This is a genomic window from Nitratireductor sp. CH_MIT9313-5 (assembly GCF_037029545.1).
In the GTDB taxonomy this organism is placed as follows: Bacteria; Pseudomonadota; Alphaproteobacteria; order Rhizobiales; family Rhizobiaceae; genus Chelativorans.
Map to the genome: position 1 here is coordinate 529,380 of NZ_JAYMER010000010.1, position 20,675 is coordinate 550,054.

General features: G+C 59.6%; 20 protein-coding genes and 1 tRNA gene. 10 read left to right on the forward strand and 11 right to left on the reverse strand.

The genetic code is table 11. The features are described 5' to 3' along the window. Position 1 precedes the first annotated feature (1 nt). From WA367_RS03830 to WA367_RS03855, 6 genes are all read left to right on the forward strand, one after another. A complete protein-coding gene (locus tag WA367_RS03830) occupies positions 2 to 1,168 on the forward strand; it encodes a M20 aminoacylase family protein (protein ID WP_336055450.1) in 1,167 nt (388 codons plus the stop codon). Positions 1,169 to 1,218: 50 nt separating this feature from the next. After that, positions 1,219 to 1,295: transfer RNA gene (locus tag WA367_RS03835), tRNA-Arg, on the forward strand. A 387-nt stretch (positions 1,296 to 1,682) separates the two neighbouring features. Next, positions 1,683 to 3,281 (forward strand): glucan biosynthesis protein, encoded by a 1,599-nt coding sequence (locus tag WA367_RS03840; protein WP_336055451.1) that lies wholly within the window; start codon positions 1,683 to 1,685, stop codon positions 3,279 to 3,281. Then, positions 3,265 to 3,408: a hypothetical protein gene (locus WA367_RS03845; RefSeq protein WP_336055452.1), complete on the forward strand. Its 144-nt coding sequence runs from the start codon at positions 3,265 to 3,267 to the stop codon at positions 3,406 to 3,408. Before WA367_RS03840 ends, WA367_RS03845 begins: the two co-directional genes overlap by 17 nt. 39 nt (positions 3,409 to 3,447) lie before the next feature. Beyond that, entirely contained in the window at positions 3,448 to 5,259 is a 1,812-nt protein-coding gene (gene mdoH, locus WA367_RS03850) for a glucans biosynthesis glucosyltransferase MdoH (protein WP_442935525.1), read from the forward strand. Then, positions 5,256 to 6,437 (forward strand): OpgC family protein, encoded by a 1,182-nt coding sequence (locus WA367_RS03855; protein WP_336055453.1) that lies wholly within the window; start codon positions 5,256 to 5,258, stop codon positions 6,435 to 6,437. Before mdoH ends, WA367_RS03855 begins: the two co-directional genes overlap by 4 nt. Positions 6,438 to 6,441: 4 nt before the next feature. Here WA367_RS03855 and lysA read toward each other — a convergent pair whose 3' ends face one another. The 3 genes from lysA to argH form a co-directional block, all read right to left on the reverse strand. Beyond that, positions 6,442 to 7,707, reverse strand: coding sequence for a diaminopimelate decarboxylase (gene lysA, locus WA367_RS03860; protein ID WP_336055454.1), 1,266 nt, complete (start codon positions 7,705 to 7,707; stop codon positions 6,442 to 6,444). A 13-nt stretch (positions 7,708 to 7,720) separates the two neighbouring features. Then, entirely contained in the window at positions 7,721 to 7,924 is a 204-nt protein-coding gene (locus tag WA367_RS03865; protein ID WP_336055455.1) for a lipoprotein, read from the reverse strand. Between the two features lie 76 nt (positions 7,925 to 8,000). Beyond that, positions 8,001 to 9,404 carry an argininosuccinate lyase gene (gene argH / locus WA367_RS03870; RefSeq protein ID WP_336055527.1) on the reverse strand — a complete coding sequence of 468 codons (1,404 nt, stop codon included), beginning with the start codon at positions 9,402 to 9,404 and terminating at the stop codon, positions 8,001 to 8,003. 32 nt (positions 9,405 to 9,436) lie between these two features. Here argH and tlpA point away from each other — a divergent pair, with 32 nt between their 5' ends. The 3 genes from tlpA (at position 9,437) to WA367_RS03885 (ending at position 13,383) form a co-directional block, all read left to right on the forward strand. Next, a complete protein-coding gene (gene tlpA / locus WA367_RS03875) occupies positions 9,437 to 10,105 on the forward strand; it encodes a thiol:disulfide interchange protein TlpA (RefSeq protein WP_336055456.1) in 669 nt (222 codons plus the stop codon). A 106-nt stretch (positions 10,106 to 10,211) separates the two neighbouring features. After that, complete coding sequence (locus WA367_RS03880) at positions 10,212 to 12,518, forward strand: acyl-CoA dehydrogenase (RefSeq protein ID WP_336055457.1); 2,307 nt, start codon at positions 10,212 to 10,214, stop codon at positions 12,516 to 12,518. Between the two features lie 70 nt (positions 12,519 to 12,588). Then, positions 12,589 to 13,383, forward strand: a complete 795-nt coding sequence (locus tag WA367_RS03885) for a GGDEF domain-containing protein (RefSeq protein WP_336055458.1) — start codon at positions 12,589 to 12,591, stop codon at positions 13,381 to 13,383. Between the two features lie 23 nt (positions 13,384 to 13,406). Here WA367_RS03885 and WA367_RS03890 read toward each other — a convergent pair whose 3' ends face one another. The 7 genes from WA367_RS03890 to WA367_RS03920 form a co-directional block, all read right to left on the reverse strand. Next, positions 13,407 to 14,288, reverse strand: coding sequence for a 3-hydroxybutyryl-CoA dehydrogenase (locus WA367_RS03890; RefSeq protein WP_036486551.1), 882 nt, complete (start codon positions 14,286 to 14,288; stop codon positions 13,407 to 13,409). Between the two features lie 108 nt (positions 14,289 to 14,396). Next, the gene (locus WA367_RS03895) at positions 14,397 to 15,326 is read right to left on the reverse strand and encodes an electron transfer flavoprotein subunit alpha/FixB family protein (protein ID WP_336055459.1); all 930 of its coding nucleotides are present in this window, start codon (positions 15,324 to 15,326) and stop codon (positions 14,397 to 14,399) included. Positions 15,327 to 15,352: 26 nt separating this feature from the next. Then, entirely contained in the window at positions 15,353 to 16,102 is a 750-nt protein-coding gene (locus WA367_RS03900) for an electron transfer flavoprotein subunit beta/FixA family protein (protein ID WP_336055460.1), read from the reverse strand. 204 nt (positions 16,103 to 16,306) lie between these two features. After that, positions 16,307 to 17,074: a rhomboid family intramembrane serine protease gene (locus tag WA367_RS03905; protein WP_336055461.1), complete on the reverse strand. Its 768-nt coding sequence runs from the start codon at positions 17,072 to 17,074 to the stop codon at positions 16,307 to 16,309. Between the two features lie 33 nt (positions 17,075 to 17,107). Next, on the reverse strand, positions 17,108 to 17,683 hold the full coding sequence (locus WA367_RS03910) for a cob(I)yrinic acid a,c-diamide adenosyltransferase (RefSeq protein WP_336055462.1): 576 nt from the start codon (positions 17,681 to 17,683) through the stop codon (positions 17,108 to 17,110). A gap of 1 nt (position 17,684) precedes the next feature. Next, positions 17,685 to 17,882: a twin transmembrane helix small protein gene (locus tag WA367_RS03915; RefSeq protein WP_336055463.1), complete on the reverse strand. Its 198-nt coding sequence runs from the start codon at positions 17,880 to 17,882 to the stop codon at positions 17,685 to 17,687. A 38-nt stretch (positions 17,883 to 17,920) separates the two neighbouring features. After that, positions 17,921 to 18,748 carry an SDR family oxidoreductase gene (locus tag WA367_RS03920; protein WP_336055464.1) on the reverse strand — a complete coding sequence of 276 codons (828 nt, stop codon included), beginning with the start codon at positions 18,746 to 18,748 and terminating at the stop codon, positions 17,921 to 17,923. Positions 18,749 to 18,857: 109 nt separating this feature from the next. Here WA367_RS03920 and WA367_RS03925 point away from each other — a divergent pair, with 109 nt between their 5' ends. Further along, complete coding sequence (locus tag WA367_RS03925) at positions 18,858 to 19,691, forward strand: YihY/virulence factor BrkB family protein (RefSeq protein ID WP_336055465.1); 834 nt, start codon at positions 18,858 to 18,860, stop codon at positions 19,689 to 19,691. Here the strand turns inward: WA367_RS03925 and WA367_RS03930 are convergent. Beyond that, positions 19,658 to 20,548 carry a DMT family transporter gene (locus WA367_RS03930; RefSeq protein ID WP_336055466.1) on the reverse strand — a complete coding sequence of 297 codons (891 nt, stop codon included), beginning with the start codon at positions 20,546 to 20,548 and terminating at the stop codon, positions 19,658 to 19,660. The genes WA367_RS03925 and WA367_RS03930 overlap by 34 nt on opposite strands. Positions 20,549 to 20,675 lie beyond the last annotated feature (127 nt).

Sequence of the window (20,675 nt, forward strand, 5' to 3'; positions counted from 1 at the left end):
CATGCCCATTCTCAACCGTGCAGCAGAACTCCATGGCGAGGTGACCCGGTGGCGGCATCACCTGCATCAGAGGCCGGAGATCCTCTACGAGGTGCATGAAACTGCGGCCTTTGTTGCGGAAAAGCTGCGCCAGTTCGGTTGCGACGAAGTGGTGTCTGGCATCGGCCGCACCGGAGTGGTGGGTGTCATCAACGGATCGAAGGGGGCAGGGCGTGTGATAGGCCTGCGGGCCGATATGGATGCGCTACCCATGCGCGAGGAAAGCGGCAAGCCTTATGCCTCGCAGACCGATGGGCGCATGCATGCCTGCGGGCATGACGGCCATATGGCAATGCTTCTGGGCGCGGCGCGCTATCTCAGCGAGACGCGCAATTTCGCGGGCAGGGTAGCGGTGATCTTCCAGCCTGCGGAAGAAGGTGGTGCAGGAGGCGCGGCCATGGTTCGCGATGGCCTCATGGAGCGCTTTGGCATCGAGAAGGTCTACGGCATGCATAATCTGCCGGGACTCCCTGTCGGTCAGTTCGCCATTCGCCCCGGGCCGATCATGGCGGCCACGGCAGAATTCGAGATCGCGGTTCGCGGACGCGGCGGACATGCGGCCATGCCGCACAAGAGTGTGGATCCCGTGGTGGCTGCTGGGCACCTTGTCGTAGCCCTTCAGGGCATTGCCTCGCGTTCGGCCGATCCGCTGGAATCGCTGGTCGTCTCGGTGACGCAAATTCACGGCGGTGATGCCCACAACATCATCCCCGATGAGGTCGTGTTGCGCGGAACGGTGCGCACCTTGCGCAAGGAGATGGCGGAACTGGCGGAGAGACGCATGCGCGAGATATCCGCGGGCATTGCTGCGGCTCACGGCGCGCAGATCACCGTCGATTACGACAACAACTATCCGGTCACCTTCAATGATCCGGCAGAAGCTGCCTTTGCCGAGCAGGTTGCCATCGAAGTAGCGGGGGAAGGCCGAGTGGATGCAAATGTGGCGCCGCTTATGGGTGGCGAGGATTTCTCCTACATGCTGGAAGCCCGGCCCGGCGCATTCATCTTCATCGGCAATGGAGACAGCGCCTATTTGCACAATTCGAGCTACGATTTTGCGGATGACGCCATCCCGCACGGCATCAGCTACTGGGTTCGTCTGGCCGAAACCGCACTCGCTCCGTCCTGACCCGCCAAGTCTTGGCGAAGCGCTCAAGACGCGTTATGACGAGCCCATGCGGTCCCGTAGCTCAGCAGGATAGAGCATCAGATTCCTAATCTGAGGGTCACAGGTTCGAATCCTGTCGGGATCGCCATTTTTCCTTGGTTCAGTCGCTCGAATCCGCGTGCATTTGTCTGGCGAATATTATATTCGAGCGCACCCTTTGTTGTTGGCGTAACGACCATGCTTCGGCTTCGCGCTGCTTGTGGCTTTTTGGCTGCTGATCCCTCTCTGAAATTTGCTGGCTTCCGGAACCGGGATTCATCTTCCGCGTTCAAAGTTTCAGCTGCGGAAGAAATTTTGCCGGCGCCTTATCGCGCGGCAGTCTCCATCATTTTCTATAACAACCTGTCGCTTTATTTGAGGCCTTCCGCCTCAACCTGATCACGTTTAGTGCGTTGAACCGGCTCGACATTCCGATCGGGATGACAGAGGGGCAAAAAGCGCGTTCCGCGCGATACTCATGAGTACATATCCGGATATGAATCGACGTTCCCTGCTTTTGAACGGCTGTGCGGCAGTGCTGGCCAGCCATCCAGTTTTTGCGGCATCACAAGCCTTTGCGCAGGCGGCGCAGGAGGAGGCCGACAAACCGGCTGAGCCAGCGGGCAATCCGTTCTCCTTCGACCGGCTGACGGCGATGATGAAGGCGCGTGCGGGAAAGGCCTATGAGGCGCCGGCGGCCGATTTGCCGGACCAGATTGCCAACCTGAATTATGACAAGCACCGTGCCATCCGTTTCCGCCCCGACGAAGCCGTGTGGGCGGGTGAGGCACCATTCGAGCTTCAGGCCTTTCATCCCGGCTGGCTCTTCAAGGAACCGGTGAAAATTCATGTCGTCGAGGATGGGCGCGAAGAGGTGCTCAGCTTCGACAGCCACCATTTCGAATACAATCAGCCACTTGATGCGAGCGCTTTCGAGGGACTGAAGCTGCCTGGCGTGGCAGGCTTCCGCCTGCATTATCCCCTCAATTCTCCCGATGTCATGGACGAGCTGGTCGCCTTTCTGGGGGCGAGCTATTTCCGGGCGCTTGGCAGGGGAAACTTCTACGGTCTTTCCGCGCGCGGACTTGCGGTGAATACCGCCACTTCGGAAGGTGAAGAGTTCCCGCGGTTCAGTGAATTCTGGATCGAGAAGCCGAAGCGGCAGAGCAAATCCGTCACGGTCCATGCTGCGCTGGACAGCCAAAGCGTCACGGGTGCCTATCGCTTCGTCATCACTCCTGGTGCGCGTACGGTAATGGAAGTCACGGCGCGCCTGTTCATCCGCGAAGACATCAAGCGCCTGGGCATTGCACCCATGACCTCCATGTTCCTGTTTGCGGAGAACAATGACAGTTCCTTCGACGACTTCCGTCCGCAGGTCCATGACAGCGATGGGCTGAAGATCGTGCGCGCCAGCGGTGAGGAACTTTGGCGTAATCTGAACAATCCGCGCAAGCTTGCGACCTCCTTCTTCGGAGAGACCAGCCCGAAAGCGTTTGGCCTTTACCAGCGCGACCGCAGCTTCGAGAACTATCAGGATGCGGGCGCGGGCTATGAGCGTCGGCCTTCACTCCTGGTCGAACCTCTCGGTGATTGGGGCAAGGGCTGGATCAATCTGGTGGAAATTCCCACGGACCTGGAGGTCAATGACAATATCGTCGCCTTCTGGGTGCCTGAAGGGGAGGTGAAGGCCGGGCAGGAGATGGAATTCTCCTACAGGCTCTCCTGGGGCGATCTGCCGGAACCAGGCAAAACGCTTGGTCGCGTTGTCGCTCTGCGCACCGGGGAGGGTGGCGTCTCCGGCGTGAAAAACGAAAAGGGACTGCGGAAATTCGTAGTCGATTTCGACGGCGAGGTTCTGCGGAACCTTTCTTCCGAGGATGAAGTTCTGGCGCAGATATCGGTCAGCAATGCGGAGATCTCGCATAGCGGCGTCTCGCGCGTGGAAGCCAATGGTGTATGGCGCCTCGTGATCGACCTCCTGCCTGAAGGTGACAAGCCCGTCGAAATGAAAGCGCATTTGACCCGTGGGAACGAGGTCCTTTCCGAAACCTGGCTCTATCAGTGGAGAAATGGCGATGACCGCAGATCGTAAGAACAATGCGGAAGACGCAACGGGTTTGCCCCTTGCGCCCCTGGCCATGCCGCAGCAGGTGCTGGTGCGTCAGCGCCGGCGTGGTCTGTTCTCTCATCCGCGCCTGGCTTGGCTTTCCTGGCGCTGAGGCTGATGCAGTCCGGCACGGGCTGCACGGGATGACACCATGACTTCAGTCCGTCGCTCCATCTCGCTCGTATTTGCGCTGGTCACGTCGATCGCGGCCAGCCTGCTTGCGGGCGACTACTATTTTGCTGATGGCGTGCAGTGGATCGATCTCGTGCGGATCGGCCTTCTGGCCTTGAGCACGGCATGGTTGGCATGGGGTGCCTCCATCGCCTTCAACGGGCTGGCCGCCAATCCACAGACGGATGTGCCTTCCATACCAGTCCGCGACTTCGTACGTACGGCCATCCTCGTTCCCGTTTACAACGAGGACCCGGTCAAGACGTTCAGTCACGTAGCAGCAATGGCAAAAAGCCTGGCCGCGCTTGATGCGCTTGGCCAGTTCGAGTTCGCAATCCTTTCGGATACACGTGACGAGAGGATCGCTGGCCGCGAACGCTTCTGGGTAGAGCGGCTTCGGGCTGAAGTGCCGGACGCGAAGATCTACTACCGCCGCCGGGAGAGCAATCCGGGCAAGAAGGCCGGCAACATTGCCGATTTCATCACGCATTCGGGTGCACTTTACGAGTATCTCGTCATTCTCGACGCCGACAGCCTCATGGAAGGCGCAACGCTCGTCGAGATGGTTCGGCGCATGGAGGCGGAGCCGGAGCTTGGCCTGCTCCAGACGTTGCCCAAGATCATGCATTCGCGCTCCTTTTTCGGTCGTGCGATCGAGTTCTCTGCTTCCTATTATTCACCCATCTATGCGCGCGGCCTTTCCGTGCTGCAGGGGGATGAAGGACCGTTCTGGGGGCACAATGCGATCACCCGTACACGCGCCTTTGCACAGAGCTGCGGTCTGCCGGAACTGCCCGGCAAGCCACCCTTTGGCGGCCATATTCTCAGCCATGACTATGTCGAGGCAGCCCTTCTTGCGCGCAACGGCTGGAAGGTGCGGGTGGACCCGGATCTGGTCGGCTCCTTTGAAGAAGGGCCGGACAATGTCATGGATTTTGCCAAGCGTGACCGCAGATGGTGCCAAGGCAATCTTCAGCACGGCCGCCTTGTCGCCGCGCCCGGCCTGAAATGGTGGAGCCGCTTCGTCTTCCTACAGGGCATCATGGCCTATGTTGCAGCCCCGCTATGGGCGCTGTTTCTTGCGGCAAGCATAGTGGCGCCGGCATTGTCAGTGGTGCCCGATTACTTCCCGGAACCCGGTCATCTGCCGGTCTTCCCCCATGTCGAACAGGCGGTTGCGATCGCACTTCTGACAGGTGTGTTCGGGCTGCTCATAGGGCCCAAGCTTCTGGTGGTGCTCGACGGTGTTGCCACGCGCAGGAACCACGAATTTGGTGGCAGCTTGCGCACGAGCCTGAGTGTTGTGGTTGAAGTTATCTGTACGAGCCTGCTTGCGCCGATCATGATGCTCTTCCAAACCCGCTCGGTACTGCAGGTACTGGCAGGTGCTGATGGTGGTTGGCCGTCGGCTGACCGTGAGGCCGGGCGCGTCAGCCTTCAGGAAGCCTGGACGGGAAGCTGGTGGATCGTGGTCATAGGCCTGACGACCATTGGCGCCACCTATCGGCTCGCGCCGGATTATCTCGTTTGGGTTCTGTTGGTTGCAGGCCCGCAGGTCTTTGCTCCAATGCTGATCGCGGCCACTTCTCATGCCCCGGCCCGATGGATGAACAGATTGGGCCTGTTCCTGCCATCGCTGGAGCGCAGGCAGGCAGCCGTGATCGCGATGCAGGAACAGCTTCTGGCGCGCTGGCGCAGCCTGGACGAAGCCAACAAACCTGAAGATGGAGTGCCTCAGCGGCCCGTAACCATTTCCGCCGATGAGGCATTGCACGAAAGGAGCGGAGCATGAATGCTCCCATAATTCCGGGCAGCGGTGGCCGTGATGTGCGGCTTGATGTCTTCCGTGGTCTCGCTCTGATCACGATCTTCATCAACCATGTGCCGGGCAATTTTTACGAACATTTCACCTCCCGCAATTTCGGTTTCTCCGACGCGGCGGAAGGTTTCGTGCTGATGTCCGGCATTGCCGTGGGACTGGCCTATTCGCGCGGCTTCATGCGCGGCGCAATCGGCGACGGCGTGCTGCGCGTCTGGCGCAGGGCTGGGACGCTGTACGTCACCCATATCGTGACTTCGGTCATCGCCATAGCAATCATTGCAGCCGGCTTCCTCTATCTTGATGCACATGAGATGGTGAAGCGCGTGAATTTCACGCGCCTTCTGGATCAACCGCTTGAGGCGATGGTCGGCCTGCCGACGCTCGGGCATCAGATCGGCTATTTCAACATATTACCGCTTTATTTCGTGCTCTTGCTCCTGTCGCCGATCTACCTGCTGATCGGGCTGAGAAGCCGCGTTGCGATGATTCTCGTGGCGGTGGTGATTTGGGTGGTTGCCGGTCAGTTTCGCTTGAATTTGCCTAATTACCCCAATCCCGGCGGCTGGTTCTTCAACCCGTTCTCCTGGCAGCTTGTCTATGCTTTCGGCATTGCGGGAGGACTGGGGATGATCAAGGGCGAGGCGTTCGTTCCCTACAGGCGCTGGCTATTCTGGCTGGCAGCGGGCTTTCTGGTGTTTTCGCTTGTCTGGATGAAGCTGCGCATGGGTGGGCTGCCCGGTCGCTCTTTCCTGCCCTATTACATCGCAGGTTTCGACAAGACCTATGAGTCACTGCCTCGTCTGCTGCACGTGCTGGCACTGGCCTATGTGGTGGTCAATCTGCCATTCCTGACGCGTGCGTTTTCCTCTCCAGTCTTTCAGCCTATTGCGCTGATGGGCCAGAACGGTTTGGCCGTATTCGCAACCGGGTCGGTGCTGGCCATGGGGCTGCAGGTCATTCGGGTCGGGATGGACACCACCGTCGCGCAGGATGGGGCGCTGCTCCTGGCCGGTCTGCTTGTGCAATATCTGGTCGCAGTAGGTCTGTCGGCGATTTCCGACAAGGGCAAGAAGCGGCGCGATGCTGTGTTGAAATCCGCGCCGCGTGACGCGCAGGAGCCGGGCAAGCAGCCGCTTGCGCCGGCGTAATCGTTCAAAGCCAGTCCGGCACCGAATCGAGCGCGATCAGGTCGTCATAGGTGAGGCGCGGGCGGATCACGTGGAAACGATCGCCCTTCACCAGCACTTCGGGCACGAGCAGGCGCGAATTGTAGGTGCCGGACTGCACTGCACCATAGGCACCGGCCGAGCCGACGGCCACGAGATCACCCGCTTTCAGTGAGGGCAGATCGCGATCCTGAGCGAGGAAGTCGCCGGTTTCGCAGACGGGCCCGACGATGTCGGCCTTCAGCCGCGCGCCATCAAGTTTCGGCTCGGTGACCGGGCGAACGCCGTGATACGCTTCATAAAGCGTAGGACGGATCAGGTCGTTCATCGCCGCATCCACGATGACGAAGTTCTTCCCGTCGCCATGCTTCACATAGATGACTTCGCTGACCAGAATGCCCGCATTGGCCGCAATCAGGCGGCCTGGCTCGAAGATGACCTTCAGTCCGAGACGTCGCATGTGGCGATGCACCACTTCCGCATAGGCTGCGGGCAGGGGCGGAGGCTGATTGTCCTCGTGGTAGGGGACGCCCAGACCGCCACCCAAATCGACATGCTCGATCTCGTGGCCGTCCTGACGCAAGGTTTCGGTGAGTTCGGTCAGAAGGGCGAAAGCATCGTCAAAGGGCTGCAACTCGGTGATTTGGCTGCCGATATGCATGTCGATACCCGTCACCTTCAGGCCGGGAAGTTCGGCAGCACGCGCATAGGCCGCACGGGCATCCTTCCATGGGATGCCGAATTTGTTCTCCGATTTGCCGGTAGAAATCTTCTTGTGGGTCTTGGCGTCCACATCGGGGTTGATGCGCAGCGACACCGGCGCCTCTTTGCCTAGCGCAACCGCGCGAGCCGAGAGCACCTCGAGTTCAGGCAGCGATTCGACGTTGAAACACAGAATGCCGGCTTCCAATGCGAAATCGATCTCTCGAACGGTTTTGCCGACGCCTGAGAACAGGATTTTCTCGGCCGGAATGCCCGCCTTCAACGCACGGCGCAATTCGCCCTCGGAGACCACATCGGCACCGGAGCCCAGGGCGGCCAGCGTCTTGAGAACGGCCTGGTTGGAGTTCGCCTTCATCGCGTAACAGACGAGCGAATCCAGTCCGGCAAGCGCGTCCTTGAAGACTGTATAATGGCGCGTGAGCGTTGCCGTGGAATAGCAGTAGAAGGGCGTGCCGACAGCCTCAGCGATCTGCGGAACAGGAACGTCTTCGGCATGAAGGATGCCGTCACGGTACTCGAAATGGTTCACTGGACTTAGGCTTTCAGATCAGGCTGTCGAGTATGAAGGGGCGGTCTTCGACCGGCTTGACCGGTTCTGCTGGCACCGGCTCGTCATTTCGCTCTGCTTCCTTGCGCGCTTCCACAGCGGCTTCATAGGGCGTGTCAAGCGGTGCCTTGCGACCACAAGCGCTGAAGGCCGAAGCCACGAAGAAAGCAAGAAGCAGGGCGGAGGCGCGAGCCAGCATGGATCATTATCCCTTCAGATGCGTGGGGTGTTCTTAGCACCAGTATTAGCGGGCGCAAAGATGCGCCCGCTGCTCATCATGCGTCCTGAGAAAGGCGATCCTTCCAGTAAGCGATCTGCTCGCGCACGCGTTCGGGGGCGGTGCCACCAAAGGAGGTGCGGCTTGCGACCGATTTCTCCACCGTCAGCACCGAATAGACATCGTCGGTGATGGCGGGGTGAATTTCCTTCAGGTCATCAAGCGGAAGGTCGCCAAGCTGCGCCTTGCGCTCCTCAGCCAGGGCGACGGCACGTCCGGTGACGTGGTGGGCTTCACGGAAGGGCAGCCCCGCTTCACGGACCAACCAGTCGGCCAGGTCCGTCGCGGTGGAGTAGCCACTGCCTGCCGCTGCAGCCATCGCGTCGGCATTCACCTGCAGATCGCCGATCATGCCGGTCATGGCCGCGAGCATCAGGTCCAGCGTCTCGGCAGCATCGAAGACGCTTTCCTTGTCTTCCTGCATGTCCTTGGAATAGGCGAGCGGCAGGCCTTTCATGACCGTCAACAGCCCGATCAGATTGCCGTTGATGCGGCCGGTCTTCGCGCGGATCAGTTCGGCAGCGTCCGGGTTCTTCTTTTGCGGCATGATGGAAGAGCCGGTAGAGAAGGAATCCGATAGGCGGATGAAGCCGAATTGCGGCGTGGACCAGATGACGATTTCTTCTGCCAGACGCGACAAATGCATGCCGCAAATGGAGGCCACCGACATGAATTCCAGCGCGAAATCGCGGTCGGAGACAGTGTCGATCGAGTTGCGGGTTGGCTCGCGGAAACCGAGCGCTTCTGCCGTCATGTGGCGGTCGATGGGGAAACCCGTGCCTGCGAGGGCGGCGGTGCCAAGCGGGCATTCGTCAATACGCTCAAGCGCATCGCGCACGCGGCTGCGGTCGCGGCCGAACATCTCGACATATGCCATCAGATGATGGCCGAAGGTGACGGGCTGGGCGGTCTGAAGATGCGTGAAGCCGGGCATGACGGTGTCGGCGTGTTCTTCCGCACGCTTCAGGAACGCGCTCAACAGGCCGGTGAGAGCCTCTTCCACGCGCTGCAGCTCTTCCTTCACCCACAGACGGAAATCGGTTGCCACCTGGTCGTTGCGTGACCGTGCAGTGTGCAGGCGACCTGCTGCCGGGCCGATCAGTTCGGCAAGGCGAGCTTCCACATTCATGTGGATGTCTTCCAGGCGCGTCGAGAACTCGAACGTGCCGTCCTCGATCTCGGCGAGTATCGTGTTCAAGCCATCGTGAATTTGTTTGACGTCTTCAGCCGAAATGATGCCCTTTTCGGCAAGCATCGCTGAATGAGCGATGCTGCCCCGGATATCCTGTGCGTAGAGCTTCTTGTCGAATGAGATGGACGCGTTGATCGCTTCCATGACCGCATCCGGCCCTGAGGCAAAACGCCCTCCCCACATGCGGTTGCTGCTTTTGTCTTGCGTCATCATGATAGCCGGATGTTTGGAGTTGAATGAATATGTCGAACACGAAACTGAACTTGCCGGCCATTCGCCTGGTCGTACTGGCTGCACTCGCAGGCGTCGTGGCCGGGATCATCGCCGTATACGTGATGGGTGAGGCCAATGGCAACCAGTCAGCAGCCAATGGTACTGGACCAGTTTGCGCCGCCAAGGCTCCCCGGGCAGCCGGGCTGAAGGATTTTGCGGTTGGTGATGTGGCGGCCATGCTGCCCGCGGATACGCCCCAATCGGTTCGCGATCTGACATTTGAAGGTCCGGATGGAAAGCCGACTTCCATTGCCGACATGTCCGGCAAGGTTCTGCTGGTCAATCTCTGGGCGACCTGGTGCGCGCCGTGCCGCGAAGAAATGCCCGCGCTGGACGAGTTGCAGAAGGACATGGGGTCGGAACGCTTCGAGGTCGTCGCCATCAGTGTTGATCGCGGCGATATCGAGAAACCGAAGGGCTTTCTGGACGAGATCGGAATCGAAGCGCTGAATTTCTATCGCGACAACTCGATGGGTGTCTTCAACGATCTCAAGCGCAAGGGCATCGGATTGGGGCTGCCGGTCACCGTGCTTGTCGACGAAGACGGATGCGCGATAGCCCAGATGAACGGCCCGGCGGAGTGGGCAAGTGACGATGCAAAGGCGCTGATTGGCCAGGCACTCATGCCCCCGGAATAAACAGGTCTGGCCCCGAAAACTTCAGGGAGAAGACGCGGAACCCGTCGCAACCGGTCTCATTGTGTAATAGGCTACCATCGGGGTAGACGCAGAAAGGCAGTCTTCAATGGGATTCCATAACTTCCGACGCGACAGGCTCTCCAAGGCGATTTATGGCTGGGCCTCCTCCATCATGCCGCCAATCTCGCAAACCGAGCGCGAGGCAATTGATGCAGGAACCGTCTGGTGGGATGGCGAGCTTTTCACCGGCAACCCCGACTGGGACGAATTTCTGTCCATGCCACCGGCCAGGCTGTCGCCGGAAGAGCAGGCTTTCATGGATGGGCCCGTACGCGAATTGTGCGGGATGGTCGATGACTGGAAGCTGAACTGGCATGATCGGGATCTGCCGTCTGAAGTGTGGGATTACATGCGCAAGAACAAGTTCTTTGGCATGATCATCCCAAAGGAGTTCGGTGGTCTCGGTTTCTCGAACACAGCCCATTCCGAAGTGGTTCGGACACTTTCTTCGGCCAGCGTGGTGGCGGGCGTGACCGTGATGGTCCCCAACTCGCTTGGCCCGGGCGAACTCCTGATGCATTTCGGCACCGACGAGCAGCGTCAGTACTGGCTGCCGCGCCTTGCCGATGGCCGCGAGATCCCCTGTTTCGGTCTGACTTCGCCTGCGGCCGGCTCCGATGCGGCTGCCATGACCGACACCGGCATTGTCGAATATGGCACCTTCGAAGGTAAAAAGGTGCTGGGCATCCGGCTCAACTTCCACAAGCGTTACATCACGCTTGGTCCCGTCGCGACGGTGATGGGGCTGGCGTTTCAGATGCGCGATCCGGACAATCATCTGGGATGCGGCGAGGATCTTGGTATCACGGTGGCGCTGCTGCCCACGGACACGCCCGGCGTCAGCCACGGCGAGCGGCATATCCCGCAATTCACCTTCTTCCAGAATGGCCCGCTCTACGGCAAGGACGTCTTTGTTCCGCTTGACCGAATCCTGGGCGGCGAAAAACAGATCGGCCAGGGCTGGACCATGCTGATGACGGCTTTGGCAGCAGGGCGCAGTATTTCGCTGCCCTCGCAATCTGCCGCATCGGCTGCGGTCTGCGCCCGCGCAACCGGCGCCTATGCGCGTGTGCGTACCCAGTTCAACATGCCAATCGGGATGTTTGAGGGCATTCAGGGGCCGCTCGCCGACATTGCGGCCAATGCCTATCTCATCGACGCTGCACGACGCGCCACATTGGCCGCTCTGGACAATGGCCACAAGCCGTCAGTCATCTCGGCGATCATGAAATATCATGCCACCGAACGCATGCGCCGCTCGATCGAGCACGCCATGGATATTCATGGCGGCAAGGCCATTATTGATGGTCCGCGAAATTATCTAGGGTCAGCCTACCGCTCGGTGCCGATCGGCATCACGGTGGAGGGCGCAAACATACTGACGCGCAATCTGATGATCTTCGGTCAGGGCGCCATCCGCTCGCACCCTTACATGCTGGACGAATTGCTGGCATTGTCGGACGAGGACAAGAAAACCGGCCTCGACAAGTTCGACAAGGCTTTCTGGAAACATGTCGGACACGCTCTCAAGACGGCCGGTCGTGCCTTTGTCCGCGGCTGGAGCGGCGGGCATATCGGCCCGGCGCCGTCTAGAGGCGCGCTTGGGCGACATTGGAAGCGGCTGTCGCGCTATTCGGCAGCTTTTGCGCTTCTTTCTGATCTGTCGCTACTCACCCTTGGTGGGTCGCTGAAGCGCAGGGAGCTTCTTTCGGCACGATTGGGCGATATTCTGGCCGAACTTTATCTGCTTGCCTGTGTGCTCAAGCGCTTCGAAGATGATGGGCGTCCGCAAGAAGATCGTCCGCTGGTCGATTTCATCATGGAGCAGGGCGAGGGCCGGATTGGCAAAGCCTTCCGTGGGGTGCTCGACAATCTTCCCGCCCGCTGGGCTGCCGTTCTTGTGAGGCTCGTCGCCTTTCCGGGGGGCGTGCCTGATCCCGTTGCTTCGGACCGACTGACCATTGAAGTCGCGAACATGTTGATGAAGCCGGGTGCGCAGCGGGAGAGACTCACGCCCGACCTTTACCTGGGTGAGGGACACGCAGAGCATCCGCTGAAAGACCTGGAAGAAGCGTTCCGACTCGTCAATGAAGTCGCTCCGCTGGAGAAGAAGATGCGCGAGGCGAAGATAAGCGATGTTGCACAAGCGCGTGAGGTCGGCATTCTTTCCGCTGGTGAGGCCGACCGGGTCCTGACTGCGCGCCAGACCATAGATCGTGTCGTGGCGGTCGATTCCTTCCCGATGGATGAAGTTTCGCCACTGGCTTCGCAACACCAGAGAAAGAAGCCGGAGAAGAAGACTGCGCGCCGTGCTTCACCAAGGAAGAAATCTGTTTCGGAAGCTGCCGAATAGCGCGTTTTCCCACATAAACCGATTGTTCAGACTCATAACCTAGTCTGGAGGATCATGTGGGGGAGTTCCGATGAGGTTGATTGCAACGCTGCGCAACATGACGCCGCGAGGGCGCAAGAAGCTGTTCCTCTGGTCCACACTTGGACCACTCGGTTGTATCATTCCGGCGACGGCGGTCAATCTCGGTCTTTTCGCCAGCCTCGGCGATGAGGCGCTGCGCCGCGCGGTCATCTCCGCAGTCGTCAACCCCATAATACTTGCAGGCCCACTTTTCTTCTATCTAAGCCTGAAGCTTCGCGAACTTGCGGTTGTTAATTACAAGCTCGCTGAAGCAGCTGCCACGGATTTTCTGACGGGTTGCCTCAATCGTGGTTCCTTTTCTACCCAGGTTGAACAGTGCCTGAGTGAGACGGCCGAAGGTTCGGAACCGCGTGGGGCACTACTCGTCATCGATGCGGATCATTTCAAGAAGATTAACGACACCTATGGTCATCACGAGGGCGACGTAGCGCTTAAAACCATAGCGAATGCCATTCGCTCGACCGTGCGCAGGGACGACCTTGTCGGGCGCCTGGGTGGCGAGGAATTCGGCGTATTTCTTCCCAATGCGAATGAGGAAGTTGCCAAGATCGTGGCCGAGCGCATACGCTCCTCGGTCTGCGGCCTGAGCTTCATGCCTCAAGGGAAACCATGCCCCCTGACGGTTAGCGTGGGCTGTGCCACATTCGCCAGACGCACCGATTTTTCGGAACTGTTCCGACTGGCCGATGAACGGCTTTACCAGGCGAAGGAAGCAGGGCGTAACCGCGTGCAATACGCCTTCATCAATCAGATGGCGCCCGCAGGCGTGGTGGCGCTGCATTAGTCAAGCAGCGCCGGATCGCAAGCTTACCGCGTTGGGACCGGATGCTCTCCCCGGTAGTCGTAGAAGCCGCGACCGGCCTTGCGGCCAAGCCACCCGGCCTCGACATATTTCACCAGAAGCGGGCAGGGGCGATATTTCGAGTCCGCCAATCCCTCATACAGCACCTGCATGATGGACAGGCAGGTATCCAAACCGATGAAGTCCGCTAGCTGCAACGGGCCCATCGGGTGGTTTGCACCGAGCTTCATGGCCGTATCGATCGCCTCGACCGTGCCTACACCTTCGTAAAGCGTGTAGATCGCTTCATTGATCATCGGCAGAAGGATGCGATTGACGATGAAGGCGGGGAAGTCCTCGGCAACCGTGATGGTCTTGTCCAGACGTTCCACGAAATCGCGGGCAGTCTCGAAAGTCGTGTCCTCGGTGGCAATGCCGCGCACCAACTCCACCAGCTTCATCACCGGAACCGGGTTCATGAAATGAATGCCAATGAATCGTTCCGGTCGGTCTGTCTGCGCAGCAAGGCGCGTGATGGAGATGGATGAGGTATTGGAAGCGACCAGGGCCTCCGGGTTCAGAACCGGGCAAAGCTGCGCGAAGATCTTGCGCTTGATGGTCTCGTCTTCGGTGGCAGCCTCGATGACGAGGTCCGCATCGGCGAGATCTTCCATCTTGTGTGCAGGATTGATGCGCTTGAGGGCGTCCTGACGATCCTCGTCCTTCAGCTTGCCGGAAGATACCTGCCGGGCCATGTTGCCGCTGATGGTGGCGATCCCGGCCTCGATGCGCTCAGCGGAGAGATCATACAGTTTTACCTTGAAGCCGGACGCTGCGCAGACATGGGCGATACCGCTGCCCATCTGACCAGCACCGATCACGCCAACAGTTTCGATCCTTGCCGTCATCTTCGTGAACCCCATCCCATGGCCATTGCCGGAATTGTTGCAGCGCAAACTAAAATGGCGGGATAGTTCCGTCTACCCCGCCATTATGATCCATTCAGAAGTCGCAGATTACAGCGACTTTTCAAGCTCCGGAAGAGCCTCGAAGAGGTCTGCGACGAGGCCGTAGTCGGCGACCTGGAAGATCGGCGCTTCCTCATCCTTGTTGATGGCGACGATGACCTTGGAGTCCTTCATGCCTGCCAGATGCTGGATGGCACCGGAAATGCCGCAGGCAATGTAAAGATCAGGCGCGACCACCTTGCCGGTCTGACCGACCTGCCAGTCGTTGGGCGCGTAGCCTGCATCAACGGCTGCGCGGCTGGCGCCGACTGCAGCACCAAGCTTGTCGGCCACAGGCAGGATGACTTCCTCGAACTTCTCGGCGGAGCCCAGAGCGCGGCCGCCCGAGATGATGACCTTAGCGGAAGTCAGCTCCGGACGATCGCTTTCCTCGATGCGATTTTCCACGAAGCTGGAGACAGCCGGATCGGCTGCTGCATCGACCTTCTCAACAGTTGCGGAGCCGCCTTCGCCTGCAGCGGAGAAGGAGGAGGTGCGAACGGTGATGACACGCTTGGGATCGGTGGATTCAACCGTCTGCACGGCATTGCCGGCATAGATCGGACGCTTGAAGGTCTTTTCGTCCACGACTTCCATGATGTCGGAAATCTGCATCACGTCGAGAAGTGCGGCCACGCGCGGCATTACATTCTTGCCGGTGGTGGTGGCCGGAGCGACAAATGCGTCATAGCTGTCGGCCAGACCAAGAATGGTCGCTGCCAGCGGCTCTGCCAGCCGCTCTGCAAGAGCATCGCTCTCGGCAAGCAGAACCTTGCGAACTCCGTCAAGCTTGGCGGCAGCGTCTGCTGCAGCGGAAGCGTCCTTGCCGGCAACCAGAATGTCGATGTCCGAGCCGATCTTGGCGGCAGCGGCAAGCGCCTTTGCCGTCTGGTCGGAAAGGGATTGGTTATCGTGTTCGGCGATGAGAAGAATTGCCATGTTTCAGTATCCTTTCTGACCGCTGATCAAAGCACGCCGGCTTCATTCTTGAGCTTGTCGACCAGTTCGGCGACGGAGCCCACCTTCACGCCTGCCTTGCGGCCGGCCGGTTCCTCGGTCTTGAGCACCTTGAGGCGCGCCTTCACCTCGACGCCGAAGTCGCCCGGGGTCTTCTCGTCGAGCGGCTTCTTCTTCGCCTTCATGATGTTGGGCAGCGAGGCATAGCGCGGCTGATTGAGACGCAGATCGGTGGTGACGATTGCGGGAAGCTTCAGGTCCACGACCTGCAGACCGCCATCGACCTCGCGGGTGACCTTTACCGAGCCGTCGACGATCTCGACTTCCGATGCAAAGGTGCCCTGGGACCAGCCGAGGAGAGCAGCCAGCATCTGGCCTGTCTGGTTGGAGTCGTCGTCGATTGCCTGCTTGCCGAGGATCACCATTTCCGGCTTTTCCTCATCGACAACGCCTTTGAGGATCTTGGCGACATCAAGCGGCTCGACAGTCTCGTCGGTCTGGACGAGGATCGCGCGGTCCGCGCCCATCGCAAGTGCTGTGCGCAGCGTTTCCTGAGCCTGCTTGGGGCCGATGGATACGGCCACGATCTCGGTGACCTTGCCGGCCTCTTTCATGCGGATCGCTTCTTCGACAGCGATTTCGCAGAAGGGGTTCATGGCCATTTTCACATTGGCCAGTTCGACGCCGGAGCCGTCTGCCTTAACGCGCGGCTTCACATTCGCGTCTATGACCCGCTTTACCGGAACAAGGACTTTCATGCGCATTCACCTTTCTGACGAATTTCAGGTCGCTGAGACAGGTTTGCGGGCCTGCCATCGTACTCATTTAGCGGATTTCGAAGGAGGGGAAACCGGGGCATCTCCCTCCCACGGTTAGCCGCAGATGCCGTAAGTCGGCGGGAACGTAGAGAGCATTGACGCGCACGTCAATACGGGACGAGGCGCACAAGCGTTCCTAATCGATTAGCGGCCCCAGGGCCGCGGTGCATGGGGCTCCACATCCTGGGGTGCAATCTCGTTTTCCAGCTTTGCAGCTTTGGGCGTTTGGATGCGCTTGTCGAGCAGTGGCACGTTCTTCCGGCGCAGTATGACCACCAGAACCGCGCCTGCCAATACGCCGCCGATATGGGCTGCCCAGGAGACCTGGTTCTCATGGTCGAGGCCGAACATTGCGAACTGGTAGAGGATCCACAGCGCCAGCGCTGTCCATGCAGGTACGCGCAGTGGAATTCGGGCAAAGGCGAGCACCCAGAGTTTCACGCGGGGATGCAGCACCAGATAGGCGGCCACGATACCGGCAACCGCACCCGAGGCGCCGATGAGCGGAGACTGGGATTCGGGAACCACCATGCCGTGAAAGGCGGCACCTGCGATGGCACATGCGAGGTAGAAGATCAGGAAGCGAACATGACCAAGCGCATCCTCGATATTGTCGCCAAAGACCCAGAGGAAGAGCATGTTGCCGCCCAGATGCAGAAGGTCTGCATGGAGAAACGCATAGGTGACATAGGTGAGGGGCGCCGGCACGAGCTCAAGCTCGGGCGGCAGATAGGCAATGTCATAGGCGACAGAGGGAATATAGCCGAGGCCGATAACTGTTGCCTGGGCGAAATCCGCGCCGCCAAGCGAGGTGGCGAGCCAGGCGAAAACATTCAACGCAATGATGCCGAGCGTCACATATTGACGCTTGATGTGGCGCAGCTGATTTGCGTCGTGCAGTGGTATGAACATGCGGGACCTCCCCCGGTGCCCCGCCGGGTCATTTCATCGATTTTCACCGGGCTTCCATAACACGTCCGCCTTGCCATTGTCATTCAGGCTGCGTGCGGCGACGAAGAGGAAGTCGGAAACACGGTTGATGTATTTCAGAGCTGCAGGATTGACGTTTTCACCTTCCAGCGCGGAGAGCGCGACCATCAGCCGTTCCGCGCGTCTGGCGACGGTGCGGGCGAGATGCAGATGGGCAGAGGCGGGCGAACCGGCAGGCAGGATGAAGGAACGCAATGGTTCAAGGGAGGCGTTCAGGGCATCAATGTCTTGCTCCAGCCTTTCTACCTGCGTATCGACAATGCGCAGCGGCTCCCATTTCATTTCCTCGCCGGTCTCCGGCGTGGAAAGGTCGGCGCCCAGGTCGAACAGATCGTTCTGGATACGCTCCAGCATCCCGTCGATTTCGCTGCCTTGCGTATGAAGGCGGGCAAGGCCGATGGCGGCATTTGCCTCGTCGACAGTGCCGTATGCTTCGACCCGCAGGTCCGACTTTAAACGGCGCTTGCCGGTGGCAAGGCCGGTCGTGCCGTCATCGCCGGTGCGGGTGTAAATCTTGTTCAGCTTGACCATGTCAGCTCTGGGATTTCGCGTAATACATCGCAAGCACGATGAAGATCACGGCCACGAACTGGAGCGCGACGCGTGCCTGCATGAGCTTGTTGGAAGTGTTTCCCGAGCCGCCGCGCATCATGTTGATGAGGCCGCGGATGAGCACGAAAACCACCGCCACCATGACGAGGATCGAGAGAATGTTGAAGATTTCGGACATCAATCCATTCCTTGTGCTGCGGGCTTTCCCGCAGCAGGTCAGGCCTGAGTGGCGAGAAAACGATAAAGACGATCGGCAGGAAGCAGGCGTTTCAAGCCCGCGCCGATCTTTGCTGGCCAGGTTACCAGATAGTGCGGACGGGGCTTTTTCGAAAGAAGTGCATGGCGCAAAACCGCATATACCGCATCAGGGCCAAGCTTCATGCGCGACTTGGTCCCGCCTTCGGTCAGGCGCTTGAGCTGCGCTTCATACTCCTCCCGATGGGCAGAGTTTTCGCGGTCGATGTTCTTCTCGAACCATTCGAGCCCGTTATTGGCGAAGCGTGAGGCTATCGGGCCCGGCTCGATCAGCGAGACATGAATGCCGCTGCCATCCAGTTCCTGCCGCTGGCACAGCATGAGCCCTTCGATCGCATGTTTCGAGGCGACATAGGCACCGCGATATTTGACCGGGACAAGCCCAAGGATTGAGGAGCAATGGACGATGCGACCGTGACCCTGCGCGCGCATGACAGGGATGATCCTGCGGGTGAGGTCATGCCAGCCGAGGAAATTCGCCTCGAACTGCAGGCGTAGCGCATCGACGGGGAGGTCTTCCACCGCACCGGGCTGAGCATAGGCGCCATTGTTATAGAGCGCATCAAGCCTGCCGTCGGTGCGCGAGAGCACTTCGGCCACCAGGGCTTCTATCGATTCCGGCTCCGTATAATCGAGATAGAGCGCCTCGATGCCGTCTGCTTCCAGCGCTTCAAGATCCTGCGCATTGCGGGCGGTTGCGAAGACTCGCCAGCCGTCAGCTTTCAATGCGCGGGCACAATAAGCGCCGATGCCGGAAGATGCTCCGGTGACAATGATGCTTTTTTCCATGATCGTCCGGCAATTTTCATTGTTCGGTGGTTGTCTATAAGGAAGACGGTTTCACATATTCGTTCAAGCGAAACAAACGGAGCGCGCAAGGGTGCCAAGATATCTCGCCATGCGGCGTGTCATCGGCGATGCCTACGGCCATTTCGATGCTGATGATGGCTGGGCCATGGCCAGCCATCTTGCGCTGAGTGCGCTTCTGGCCATTTTCCCGTTTCTGATCTTTGCGACCGCGCTGGCCAGTTTTCTTGGCGCGGACGCGTTTTCGGAAACGGCCGTTCACATCGTGTTCGATACCTGGCCCAAGGAAGTCGCGGAGCCGATAGCGAAGGAAGTGGTGAATGTTCTGGGCGTGCGGCGCGGCGGCGTTCTCACCTTTGGTGTGGTTGTTGCCGGTGTCTTTGCGTCCAATGGCGTGGAAGCGCTGCGGCTTTCGCTCAACCGCGCCTATCGCGTCGCGGAGCGCCGTTCCATCATCTATCGGCGAGCGCAGAGCCTTGCCTTTGTTCTCGTGGCGGCTGCAGGCTTTTTTGCGATCAGTCTTCTGCTGGTGGCCGTACCAATCGCCGCGCAATTCGCGGCCGACCGGTTCGACTGGCTCGCGCCCTACACGGGAACCATCACGCTGTGGCGCTACTTGATCGCCGTCAGCGTGCTGGTACTGGCGCTGGTGACGGTGCATCTGTGGCTGCCAGCCGGCAAGCGCCGGCTTATCGACATCCTGCCGGGACTGGTTTTTACACTCGCCGCCTGGATCGGGGCTTCCACCTTGTTTGCGGCCTATCTCAGCCGGTTTTCCAGCTATGCCAACACCTATGCGGGGCTCGCCTCCATCATGGTGGCGGTGGTGTTTCTCTACATCGTCTCGGTGATCTTCATTCTCGGTGGAGAGCTCAACGCAGCCATTATGCGCTACCGCGCCATACGTGCGGCCGGCCGTGCCTGAAGCGTGGCGAGGGCCACGCCGAAGCTTGTTACCGCGATGCCGATCATCTGCACCACGGTGAGCGTCTCACCGAACAGCACGAATGCCATGATGGCCGTGACCGCAGGCACCAGATAGAAAAGCGATGCCACCCGCGCGACCTCGCCGTGTTCGATCAGCACCATCAGAAGGAAGATGGCGCCGATGGACAGGACGAGAACGAGCCAGACCATGGCGAAGATCAGTTCGCCGGTAAGCACGAAATGCCCGGTCTCGAACAAGAACGCGATCGGCAGCGCCATGAGCATACCGCCGGCATATTGGCACAGGGTGGTCGTGACCAGATCCGTGCCTTTCACAAACCGCTTCTGCCAGACGGTGCCGATGCTCATGGCGAACACGGCTGCAAGCCCCGCACTTACCGTTGCGACTGTCACGCCGCTGTTCAGATCACCCAGTTTGGGCGACAGCACGATGGCGACGCCGAGCAGACCCACCGCAAGGCCTGCCCAGTGGCGGCGCGTGATGTGCTCGCCAATGAAGAGGCCCGCAATGATCGCCGTCAGCATTGGCTGGAGGCCGACGATCAGGCCTGCCAAACCTGCAGGCAATCCGCGACGTACCGCCCAGAACACGCCGCCCAGATAGATGCCGTGCATCAACATGCCCGCAAATGCCGCATGAAGTGCGGTGACAGGCGTCATGGGCTTCAATTTCATGAAAGGCACCATGAGAAGCAGCAGGCCGATAGACAGCGCAAAGCGTATCCAGAGAAAGGTAAATGGTTCCGCCCAGGGCATTGCATAGCGCGCGCCGATAAATCCGGTCGCCCATAGCAGGACGAATAGCGCGGGGATGAAGCGGGTAGGGCTGGGCATCAAAGACTATTCCATGGTCGACAAGAGGATCTTGCCAGCTTGAAGATGCAAGGAAACCGAAAGTTTTTGTGCCTAATGTCAATGGTGCTGAATTCCGACTGCCGCTGGCCCAGCAATGCGGGGGACA

Coding starts and splice junctions, on each gene's coding strand:
- WA367_RS03885 (WP_336055458.1), top strand. CDS start 12,589: ATGAGGTTGATTGCAACGCTGCGCAACATGACGCCGCGAGGGCGCAAG.
- WA367_RS03920 (WP_336055464.1), bottom strand. CDS start 18,748: ATGGAAAAAAGCATCATTGTCACCGGAGCATCTTCCGGCATCGGCGCT.
- WA367_RS03925 (WP_336055465.1), top strand. CDS start 18,858: ATGCGGCGTGTCATCGGCGATGCCTACGGCCATTTCGATGCTGATGAT.
- argH (WP_336055527.1), bottom strand. CDS start 9,404: ATGACGCAAGACAAAAGCAGCAACCGCATGTGGGGAGGGCGTTTTGCC.
- WA367_RS03830 (WP_336055450.1), top strand. CDS start 2: ATGCCCATTCTCAACCGTGCAGCAGAACTCCATGGCGAGGTGACCCGG.
- WA367_RS03900 (WP_336055460.1), bottom strand. CDS start 16,102: ATGAAAGTCCTTGTTCCGGTAAAGCGGGTCATAGACGCGAATGTGAAG.
- WA367_RS03890 (WP_036486551.1), bottom strand. CDS start 14,288: ATGACGGCAAGGATCGAAACTGTTGGCGTGATCGGTGCTGGTCAGATG.
- WA367_RS03895 (WP_336055459.1), bottom strand. CDS start 15,326: ATGGCAATTCTTCTCATCGCCGAACACGATAACCAATCCCTTTCCGAC.
- WA367_RS03930 (WP_336055466.1), bottom strand. CDS start 20,548: ATGCCCAGCCCTACCCGCTTCATCCCCGCGCTATTCGTCCTGCTATGG.
- WA367_RS03880 (WP_336055457.1), top strand. CDS start 10,212: ATGGGATTCCATAACTTCCGACGCGACAGGCTCTCCAAGGCGATTTAT.
- WA367_RS03910 (WP_336055462.1), bottom strand. CDS start 17,683: ATGGTCAAGCTGAACAAGATTTACACCCGCACCGGCGATGACGGCACG.
- mdoH (WP_442935525.1), top strand. CDS start 3,448: ATGACTTCAGTCCGTCGCTCCATCTCGCTCGTATTTGCGCTGGTCACG.
- WA367_RS03915 (WP_336055463.1), bottom strand. CDS start 17,882: ATGTCCGAAATCTTCAACATTCTCTCGATCCTCGTCATGGTGGCGGTG.
- WA367_RS03855 (WP_336055453.1), top strand. CDS start 5,256: ATGAATGCTCCCATAATTCCGGGCAGCGGTGGCCGTGATGTGCGGCTT.
- WA367_RS03865 (WP_336055455.1), bottom strand. CDS start 7,924: ATGCTGGCTCGCGCCTCCGCCCTGCTTCTTGCTTTCTTCGTGGCTTCG.
- tlpA (WP_336055456.1), top strand. CDS start 9,437: ATGTCGAACACGAAACTGAACTTGCCGGCCATTCGCCTGGTCGTACTG.
- WA367_RS03845 (WP_336055452.1), top strand. CDS start 3,265: ATGACCGCAGATCGTAAGAACAATGCGGAAGACGCAACGGGTTTGCCC.
- WA367_RS03840 (WP_336055451.1), top strand. CDS start 1,683: ATGAATCGACGTTCCCTGCTTTTGAACGGCTGTGCGGCAGTGCTGGCC.
- WA367_RS03905 (WP_336055461.1), bottom strand. CDS start 17,074: ATGTTCATACCACTGCACGACGCAAATCAGCTGCGCCACATCAAGCGT.